Origin of the sequence: Agrobacterium vitis (genome assembly GCF_014926405.1) — a bacterium.
GTDB lineage: Bacteria > Pseudomonadota > Alphaproteobacteria > Rhizobiales > Rhizobiaceae > Allorhizobium > Allorhizobium vitis_H.
Map to the genome: position 1 here is coordinate 3205001 of NZ_JACXXJ020000005.1, position 9579 is coordinate 3214579.

Here is a 9579-nt window from a genome sequence, read left to right on the forward strand (position 1 = left end):
GAAAATAAACAGAAATATCAGCGGATTTTTACGGGAGGCATGCGTGTGGACCGGTTTTCGATGGGAATCACCATCTTAGAACACGTTCTTTTCTTCTCCGTGACGGCGAACTTGCTAAGGTTCTGACCAATCATTGGTTTGGAGACCACACTATGCTTGTGTTGAATGAGGATGAGACGGCGCATGCGCTGGGTTGGGCTAATCTGATCGGTGCCTTGAAGGATATGTTCGCTTGCGACTGCCGGATGCCGGTCCGGCATCATCATACAGTGGAAGTGCCCGGACGTGCCGATGCCACCCTGCTCTTGATGCCCGCCTGGCTGCCCGGCAGATATTGTGGGGTCAAGCTGGTTTCCGTTTTTCCGGACAATCATCTCTCTGGTCTTCCCGCTGTGCAGGGAGGCTATTTGCTGACCTCGGGCGAAACAGGAGCGATGCTGGCTCTTATTGATGGCGGGGTTCTGACAGCACGGCGCACTGCGGCGGCGTCTGCCCTGGCGGCAAGCTATCTGGCGCGGGAGGATGCATCGCATATGGTGATGGTGGGAACGGGACGTCTTTCACTCCATCTTATAGAAGCCCATGCGTCCATCCGACCGCTCACCCAGATTTCTATCTGGGGCCGCAATTCAGCCAAGGCAGAAGAAACGGCAGCCGCAGCCCGTGAGCTCGGTTTTTCTGCTCAGGCTGTGACAGGGCTTGAAGAGGTTGCGCAGCAGGCGGATATTATTTCCTGCGCCACCCTGACAACCGATCCGTTGATTGAAGGAGACTGGCTTAAACCTGGCGCCCATGTCGATCTCGTTGGTGGTTTCCGGCCTGTCATGCGCGAGGCGGATGATACGGCTATTCGAAGGGCGCGCGTCTATGTCGATACCCGCGCAGGCGCGATGGCTGAGGCTGGCGATATCGTACAGCCGCTCCGCAATGGCAGTCTGACCGCAGAGCAGATTCAAGGTGAACTCGCGGAGCTTGTCAGAGGCACTGTCGATGGGCGTAAGAACGCAGAGGAAATTACACTGTTCAAATCCGTTGGCGCTGCGCTAGAAGATCTCGCAGGCGCCATTCTGGCGTATGAAACCGTAAAGGCCCGGCAGGGTCGGCTGTGAGGTTTGACTCTTTCAAGGAAGAGCTGCCGATCGGTTGAGCCGGTTTCGATTTCCCTGACATATACAGTGATACGCAATTCCATGGCATTCTCTCTTCCTCCTTATCCCGTCAGTGAAATCCTGCCCCCTTTGGCGAAGGCATTGCGAGAGGGAAACCGTGCCGTTCTTTCCGCTCCTCCAGGGGCAGGCAAAACGACGCTTGTTCCACTCTACCTGCTCGACCAGCCATGGCGGGGCGATAACCGGATCATTCTGCTGGAGCCAAGGCGGCTGGCCGCGCGTGCTGCGGCCTCCCGCATGGCCTCCCTGATCGGCGAGACTGTGGGTGAAACGGTGGGCTACAGAATGCGGCTCGATAACCGCATCTCTGCCAAGACGCGGATTGAAGTGGTCACGGAGGGCGTGTTTGCCCGGATGATTCTGGAGGACCCCGAACTGTCAGGCATCGCCGCCGTGCTGTTTGATGAATTTCACGAGCGGTCACTGGATGCGGATTTCGGCCTGGCGCTGGCATTGGATTGCCAATCCGCCCTGCGCGATGATTTGCGGCTGATCGTCATGTCAGCGACGCTGGATGTGCAGCGGGTGGCAGGCCTGATGCAGGACCCACCGGTGCTGGAAAGTGCGGGGCGCAGCTTTCCCATCGATATCCGCCACCGCGACCGGCCCGGCACTGAGCGGATTGAAGACAGCGTCACCAGTGCCATTCTCGATGCCCATGCCAATGAAAGCGGGTCGATCCTTGCCTTTCTGCCCGGTCAGGCCGAAATCCGCCGCGTGGCGGAGCGGCTGGAGGGCCGGTTGCCAACCGCAACTTTGATTGCGCCGCTTTACGGCAATCTTTCACAAGCCGAGCAAGACCAGGCCATCAAGCCAACCACTCCCGGCGCCCGCAAAGTGGTTCTGGCCACATCGATTGCCGAAACCTCGATCACCATCGATGGAGTACGGATCGTCATCGACAGCGGGCTGCAACGCCTGCCGGTCTACGAACCCTCGACGGGTATTACGCGACTGGAAACCACCCGCGTTTCGCGCGCGTCCGCCGACCAGCGGGCCGGACGTGCCGGTCGAACCGAGCCGGGTATCGCCATCCGGCTGTGGCATGCCGGTCAAACGGCAGCGATGCCAGCCTTTACCCCGCCGGAAATTCTCGCCAGTGATCTGTCCGGTCTGGTGATGGACATGGCCCATTGGGGCGTGACCGATGCTTCTGCTTTATCCTTTATCGATCAGCCGCCCGCCGCCGCCTTGAAGGAGGCGCGGAACCTGCTGGTGGCTCTTAGCGCACTGGATGATCAGGGACACTTGACGGCCAAAGGCAAGATCATGCGCGGCCTTGGCCTGCCGCCGAGGCTTGCCGCCATGGTGATTGCCGCCGCAGAACAGGGACAGGCCAAAACAGCCAGCGAGATCGCCGTCCTGCTGACAGAACAAGGTTTGGGTGGAACGGATATCGACCTGGAAGAACGCCTGCGCCGATTTCGGTCGGACCGCAGCGAGCGGGCCAGTGCAGCGCGCAAGCTGGCGGATCGGTTGACGAAAGACTTGTCGAAACGTCAGGTTGCCGCCACCCCGGCGCTGGCCGGGGTGCTGCTTTTACATGCTTATCCCGACCGGATCGCGCTGAAACGGGGCGCACCCGGGCGATATGTCATGGCAAATGGGCGCGGTGCGGAACTGGCGCAAACCGAACGGCTGGCGGCAAGCGACATGCTTGTCATTGCCGATCTGACCGGGCGGGCAGCGCAGGGGCGAATCCTGAGCGCAGCGGAAATCCGCCTTTCCGATATAGAAGAGAGCCTGCCGGAGGCAATCATTCAGGGCGATGAGAGCTTTTTCGACCCGCCAAGCGGCCAGGTCCGCGCTCGGCGCGTCAAGCGGATCGGTGCGATCATTCTGGAGGAAACACCGCTAGGGCGCCCCAGTGGCGAAGGTGCCACAAAGGCATTGGCAGAAGGGTTGCGGCAATTGGGTCTCGAACGCCTGGATTTCAGCAAAAATGCCGAGCAATTGCGCCAGCGCATCGGTTTTCTGCATCGCACGCTCGGAGCTCCGTGGCCGGACATGAGTGACGAGGCCTTGCTGGAGCGGCTTGAGGACTGGTTCATTCCCTTCCAGACCGGTGTCCGCAGCCTTGTCGATATTTCCATGGGCGGGATCATCAATGGGCTGAAGGCGCTGGTGCCTTACGAGGCGCAGCGTGATCTGGACCAGATGGCGCCGACCCATTTTACCGCGCCGACCGGCATGAGCCATCCGATCCAATATGACGGCGACGAGCCAAAGCTGACGATCCGCGTTCAGGAATTGTTTGGCCTTAAAAACCATCCGGCCATTGGTGGCGGGCGGTTGCCGCTGCTGCTGGAACTGACGTCACCGGCGCATCGGCCAATCCAGACGACCCGTGACCTGCCTGGTTTCTGGGCCGGATCATGGAGCGACGTGCGCGCTGACATGCGTGGGCGCTATCCCCGCCACCCCTGGCCGGACGACCCTGCCGCTGCTGCCCCCACGACACGGGCAAAACCGCGTGGTACATAGATCCTGCCCGAAGGAGGACGGGCGGGGGGAACGTGAATGAGCGCAAAGACGGATATTCGCATGCATTTTGGTACATCCAGCCGCAGATTGCGGCTTGAAACGCTGGTTCGGCTCCGCTGGCTGGCGGTCGCAGGGCAGACCATCACCCTGGCAATTGTCGCGCTGGTTCTGCAATTTCCGATGCCGGTACTGGCCGCCGCCATTCTGATCGGCGCATTGGCAGTGGTGAATTTCCTGCTGCAACTGGCCTTTCCGTCCACCCAGAGGCTGGAACCGATTTGGACACTGGCGATTTTGGCGCTGGATCTCTGCCAGATGGGCGCTCTGCTGTTTATCACCGGCGGGCTGGCCAATCCCTTCGCGCCACTGATCTGCGTACCGGTCATCGTGGTTTTTGCCTCCCAGCCGCTGCGCCATTCCATGGCCTTGCTGGGCCTGGCGATGATTTGTATCTCTGTGCAGGCTTTCACGCCTTTTCCCCTGCCCTGGTATGCCGACTATATTGATCGCGGCGGCCCAGTCATGCTGGTGGCAATCTGGTGCTCTATCGTGTCGATGACCGCATTTGCTGCCTTCTATGCCTATCGGGTGTCCAAAGAGGCCAATCTTCTGGCCGATGCGCTGGCGGCAACCGAATTGGTGCTGCAAAAGGAAAAGCATCTTTCCCAGCTGGATGGGCTGGCCGCCGCCGCCGCCCATGAATTGGGGACACCTCTGGCGACGATCAGCGTCGTTGCCAAGGAAATGGAACGGGAATTGGGCAAGGACCCACGCTTCGGCGAGGACGTCCAGCTGCTGCGCAGCCAGAGCGAACGTTGCCGTGACATTCTCAAGCGGTTGACCACCCTGTCCGCCGAGGATGAGGCGCATATGCGGCAATTGCCGCTCTCGTCGCTGATTGAGGAAGTGATCGCGCCTCACCGGGACTTCGGCATAAAGCTGACGGTGGTGGAGGTTTCCGAACGCGCCAGCGAGCCGGTGGGTAACCGCAATCCCGGCATTCTCTACGGACTTGGCAACCTGATCGAGAACGCCCTGGACTATGCTCGGGATCAGGTCACCATCACTGTAGAGCATGACAACCGTCATGTGACGATCATGATCGAGGACGATGGAGAAGGCTTTGCGCCCGATATTCTGCTGAGAATCGGCGAGCCTTATGTCACCAGCCGCAAAAGCGATGCGCGGGCGGGTGGGCTGGGGCTAGGGCTGTTCATTGCCAAGACCCTGCTGGAGCGTTCCGGCGCTGTCCTGACCTTTGAAAATCGGGGCACTTCCAGCCCGGGGGCGCGGGTAACGGTGCGCTGGCCGCGCCGGGAAATGGAAACACCGACAAAGTGACTTTACCGACAGAGGCGAGTGCGCAATAACGCTGCGGACGTTAGAGCGTTTCTGCTCTTCATGGAATCGCAGCAACGCTCTAACTCTTTGTTTTAGCATTTCCGGACGGAAAACCGGTTTCCTCTTTTCCTGGAAATGCTCTAGGATTGAAAGAACATGACCCAGGATATGCCGATCACCCACGAAGAGGGCGCTGCCGATCTCGGCCCGGACGCCACCTTGTTGATAGTCGATGACGACCAGCCCTTTCTGCGACGGCTGGCCCGCGCCATGGAAACCCGTGGCTTTAAAGTGGATATTGCCTCTTCTGTGGCGGAAGGCATTGCCAAGGCCAAGACCGCAGCACCGAAATATGCCGTGGTCGACCTGCGGCTTGGCGATGGCAATGGTCTTGATGTGATCCAGGCCATTCGCGAAAGCCGAACCGACACGCGGATTATCGTGCTGACCGGCTACGGCAATATTGCCACCGCCGTCACCGCCGTCAAACTCGGCGCGGTGGATTATCTGTCGAAACCTGCCGATGCCGACGATGTCTTCAACGCCCTGACCCAGCGTCCAGGCGAAAAGGCCGATGTGCCGGAAAATCCGATGTCTGCCGACCGGGTGCGCTGGGAACATATCCAGCGGGTCTATGAGGCCTGCGAGCGCAATGTCTCGGAAACCGCAAGGCGGCTGAACATGCACCGCCGCACCCTGCAACGGATTCTCGCCAAGCGCGCACCAAAGTAACAAGCGTGCGCCGAAACAATCAGGGCAGAAATTGCGGGGCGGCATCCCATTCGGCCCGCATCAACCGTTGGGCTGCCGCACGCGAAAACGCCAGCATCACGGATTTGCGGGTGGCTGGGGCAAGCCTGTGTTCCGGTGCATCGCGCAACAGATGCGCCCCATAGCCGTCTGAGACGATCAGGCCGCACTCTTGCGGAAATATCTCCTGCGGCACATCGGGTAGCGTGGCGAAAAACAGCCGGTCACAATGCTGGCGATAATCCGGCCATTTGCGGTCGACCCGGAAATCCTCGATCGAGGATTTGATCTCGGTAATCCAGATCTCACCCTTATCCGAGACGCTGATCAGGTCGGCGCGGCGGCCGCTGGCCAGCGAAAGCTCCGGCAGCACGGCATGGCGCATCTGATCGAGAAGCAATTGCGTGCCACGGCGAATCATTAAGGCACGTTCGGACTGCCGTCCGTCGATTAATGTATTCTTAACGGAAATAGTAAGAATCGTCATAATCTTCTCTTAGCAGGCCGCAAGTCTGTTGCAAAAAAGCCAGTCTTCAGCAATTTGCGAGGCCAGAGACGGCATGGGTCTTCTGTTCCCTTGCAAACTCCACTGTAATCAAAAATATACCACTATCAAAGCTGGTAACACAGATCATTTCCCGCCCGAAAGTCGATGAGCCTCCCATGCGAATCCGCAATGCACTGACCGTGCTCGGTCTATTCTCCACCCTCGCCATCACTGGCTGCTCCACCACGTCGGAAGCTGACAGCAAAAAGACCGCTGAAGCCGCGCCTGTTGTCGCGCCAGCCTCGGTCGAAACAGCACAGATCTTCGATGATTCCTATGGTCCGGTTACGGATGCTGGCTATGCGCTGCCCGGCATTCCGATCCAGAAGGTCAACCCGAAGTTCCGCCGTCAGATCATTGCTTTCGACACCACAGAGCGGCCCGGTACGATCATCGTCAACACCAAGGAACGCTTCTTGTATTACGTCCTGCCAAATGGCAAGGCGATCCGCTACGGCATCGGCGTCGGTAAGGATGGCTTCGCCTGGCAGGGTCAGGCCTATGTTGCCTGGAAGCAGGAATGGCCAACCTGGCATCCGCCGAAGGAAATGGCCGTGCGCAAGCCGGAAGTGGCCAAATATGTCGAAAACGGCATGGGCCCCAGCATCAGCAATCCGCTTGGTGCCCGCGCCATGTATCTGTTCAACGACAAGGGCCAAGACACGCTGTTCCGCATCCACGGTTCGCCGGAATGGGCTTCGATCGGCACCGCCGCATCGTCTGGCTGCATCCGCATGATCAACCAGGATGTCATCGACCTCTACAGCCGCGTCCTGCCGGGCAAGGCCACCAAGGTCATCGTTCAGCAGTCCTGATTGCGATAATATAATAGCCTCGACTGAAAAGCCGCCGGATTGCTCCGGCGGCTTTTGTGTTTCACGTGAAAATTTCAGCCTGTTTCGTCGCATCGTTCCAGACGCAAAACCGCTTCACACTTTTGCTGGAATTGGCTTCTTGCCAGCGCAATTCCGGACGCAAAACCGCTTCACACTTTTGCTGGAATTGCCGTGGCCTTCAACTCAAGTCGGCGGCGGTGCAGGACCGGTTCGGTATAACCGTTCGGCTGCTCCCTGCCCTTCAACACCAGATCAAGCGCCGCCTGGAAAGCGATGGAAACGTCGAAATCGGCAGCCATCGGGCGATAGGCCTTATCGCCTGCATTCTGCTTGTCGACGATGGCTGCCATCCGTTTCAGCGTTTCGACAACCTGCGCCTCGGTGACAACACCGTGATGCAGCCAATTGGCCATGTGCTGGGCGGAAATGCGCAAGGTAGCACGGTCTTCCATCAGGCCGACATTGTTGATGTCAGGCACTTTCGAGCAGCCAATGCCCTGGTCGATCCAGCGGACCACATAGCCCAGAATGCCCTGGGCATTGTTATCCAGCTCGCGCTGAATTTCTTCCGGCGTCCAATTGGGGCGGGAGGCCACCGGCACCGACAAGATATCGGAGAGCTTGGCCCGCGTCCGGCTCTTCAATCCGGCCTGGACTGCCGCGACATCCACCTGATGATAATGGGTGGCATGCAATGTTGCCGCCGTTGGTGATGGAACCCAGGCGGTATTGGCCCCGGCTTTCGGATGAGCGATCTTCTGCTCCAGCATCGCTGCCATCAGGTCCGGCATGGCCCACATGCCCTTGCCGATCTGAGCATGACCAGACAGGCCGCATTGCAGACCGATATCGACATTCCAGTTTTCATAAGCCGCAATCCAGGCGGCCTGTTTCATATCGCCCTTGCGGATCATCGGCCCGGCTTCCATCGAGGTATGGATTTCGTCGCCAGTGCGGTCGAGGAAGCCGGTATTGATGAACACCACCCGGTCCTTGGCAGCGCGGATGCATTCCTTGAGGTTAACCGTCGTGCGGCGCTCCTCGTCCATGATCCCCATTTTGATCGTATTGGGTTCCATGCCCAGCGCCTGTTCGACACGGGTGAAGATTTCAACGGCAAAAGCCACTTCTTCCGGCCCATGCATTTTCGGCTTCACCACATACATCGAGCCTTGGCGAGAGTTCTGCCGCCGTCCATTCAGGCCGATATCATGCAGCGCGATCAGCGCGGTCACCATCGCATCCATAATGCCTTCCGGCACCTCGGCACCATCGCGATCAAGAATAGCCGGATTGGTCATCAGATGCCCGACATTGCGAATCAGCATCAGCGACCGGCTGGCTACAGTAAACGGCTTGCCCTGCGGATCGGTGAATTCGAGATCGGGGTTGAGGGTACGGGTAAAGACATGATCGCCCTTGGCAACCACTTCCTCCAGATCGCCCTTCATCAAGCCGAGCCAGTTGGAATAGGCCAGGATCTTGTCCTCGGCATCGACAGCGGCAACCGAGTCCTCGCAGTCCATGATAGCGGTAATCGCCGATTCCAGCCTGATATCGTTGATATTCGCCTTATCGGCGGCACCAATCGCGCCTTTGGCGTCAATGCAGATTTCCACATGCAGGCCATTGCGGCGCAAAAGATAAGACGTCACGCTGGCGTCCTCGCTGAACGTTCCCGCCAGTTGCGAAGGATCCATCAAACCGGTCTTGTCGCCGGAGATCAGCGTCACATCGAGATAGCCATCGGCAAGCGCAAGGCCCGCCACATCCGCCCAGCGGCCACCCGCCAGAGGCACGGACTGATCGAGGAAAGCCCGCGCCCAGGCAATAACCTTTTCGCCACGTTTGGGATTATACCCCCTGCCCTTTTCGGCACCGTCGGCCTCGGAGATCGCATCCGTTCCGTAGAGCGCGTCGTAGAGCGAACCCCAACGCGCGTTTGCGGCATTCAGGGCATAACGGGCATTCATCACAGGCACGACAAGCTGCGGCCCGGCAATCGAAGCAATTTCCGCATCGACATTGCTGGTCGTCACGGAGAAATCCGGTCCTTCCGGCAGGAGATAGCCGATATCACGCAGGAAAGTTTCGTAAGCCGCAAGATCCGAGGGAGCGCCGTTTTGCTTGTACCAGTTGTCCAGCTGCGCCTGAAAGGCATCGCGCTTGGCCAGCAGGGCGCGGTTCTTCGGGGCAAGCTCGTGCACGAGGGTGGACAAATGCTGGAAAAAGGCCTCTGGCTCCACGCCTGTCCCCGGCAAGGCCTCGCTCACCAGAAAATCATAGAGATCCTGCTCGATAGCCAGACCAAACTGTTCGACACGCGCCATTTCAACCTCCTGCGGTCATCCATTCATCAAGGGGCAAAGCCTGTTCGCGGTGCAATGCGCGCCAGACGCTATCAAGCTCCTGCCACCACTGCATTTGCCGCCCCACGCTACCATCCCCGTTC

The 9579-nt window shown here is 59.1% G+C and carries 7 protein-coding genes; 5 read left to right on the forward strand and 2 right to left on the reverse strand.

From position 1 onward, the window contains the following. Window positions 1–152: 152 nt before the first annotated feature. The 4 genes from lhpI to IEI95_RS26310 all read left to right on the forward strand — a co-directional run bounded on the left by lhpI (window position 153) and on the right by IEI95_RS26310 (window position 5726). The gene (lhpI, locus tag IEI95_RS26295; protein WP_194417200.1) at window positions 153–1109 is read left to right on the forward strand and encodes a bifunctional Delta(1)-pyrroline-2-carboxylate/Delta(1)-piperideine-2-carboxylate reductase; all 957 of its coding nucleotides are present in this window, start codon (window positions 153–155) and stop codon (window positions 1107–1109) included. Window positions 1110–1190: 81 nt separating this feature from the next. Beyond that, a complete protein-coding gene (gene hrpB / locus IEI95_RS26300; RefSeq protein ID WP_194417201.1) occupies window positions 1191–3653 on the forward strand; it encodes an ATP-dependent helicase HrpB in 2463 nt (820 codons plus the stop codon). A 36-nt stretch (window positions 3654–3689) separates the two neighbouring features. After that, window positions 3690–4994, forward strand: coding sequence for an ActS/PrrB/RegB family redox-sensitive histidine kinase (locus IEI95_RS26305; RefSeq protein ID WP_194417202.1), 1305 nt, complete (start codon window positions 3690–3692; stop codon window positions 4992–4994). Between the two features lie 156 nt (window positions 4995–5150). Beyond that, a complete protein-coding gene (locus tag IEI95_RS26310) occupies window positions 5151–5726 on the forward strand; it encodes an ActR/PrrA/RegA family redox response regulator transcription factor (protein WP_273545186.1) in 576 nt (191 codons plus the stop codon). Window positions 5727–5745: 19 nt separating this feature from the next. On the opposite strand, the gene IEI95_RS26315 is transcribed toward IEI95_RS26310, so the two are convergent. Then, complete coding sequence (locus tag IEI95_RS26315; protein ID WP_041697305.1) at window positions 5746–6231, reverse strand: MmcB family DNA repair protein; 486 nt, start codon at window positions 6229–6231, stop codon at window positions 5746–5748. A gap of 176 nt (window positions 6232–6407) precedes the next feature. On the opposite strand from IEI95_RS26315, the gene IEI95_RS26320 reads away from it, so the two are divergent. Continuing rightward, window positions 6408–7106, forward strand: coding sequence for a L,D-transpeptidase (locus IEI95_RS26320; protein ID WP_156531640.1), 699 nt, complete (start codon window positions 6408–6410; stop codon window positions 7104–7106). Between the two features lie 170 nt (window positions 7107–7276). On the opposite strand, the gene IEI95_RS26325 is transcribed toward IEI95_RS26320, so the two are convergent. Then, a complete protein-coding gene (locus IEI95_RS26325; RefSeq protein ID WP_194417203.1) occupies window positions 7277–9457 on the reverse strand; it encodes a malate synthase G in 2181 nt (726 codons plus the stop codon). Window positions 9458–9579 lie beyond the last annotated feature (122 nt).

Bases quoted from the DNA above. Each gene is read 5' to 3' on its own strand.
- lhpI (WP_194417200.1), top strand. From the start codon at position 153: ATGCTTGTGTTGAATGAGGATGAGACGGCGCATGCGCTGGGTTGGGCT.
- hrpB (WP_194417201.1), top strand. From the start codon at position 1,191: ATGGCATTCTCTCTTCCTCCTTATCCCGTCAGTGAAATCCTGCCCCCT.
- IEI95_RS26305 (WP_194417202.1), top strand. From the start codon at position 3,690: ATGAGCGCAAAGACGGATATTCGCATGCATTTTGGTACATCCAGCCGC.
- IEI95_RS26310 (WP_273545186.1), top strand. From the start codon at position 5,151: ATGACCCAGGATATGCCGATCACCCACGAAGAGGGCGCTGCCGATCTC.
- IEI95_RS26315 (WP_041697305.1), bottom strand. From the start codon at position 6,231: ATGACGATTCTTACTATTTCCGTTAAGAATACATTAATCGACGGACGG.
- IEI95_RS26320 (WP_156531640.1), top strand. From the start codon at position 6,408: ATGCGAATCCGCAATGCACTGACCGTGCTCGGTCTATTCTCCACCCTC.
- IEI95_RS26325 (WP_194417203.1), bottom strand. From the start codon at position 9,457: ATGGCGCGTGTCGAACAGTTTGGTCTGGCTATCGAGCAGGATCTCTAT.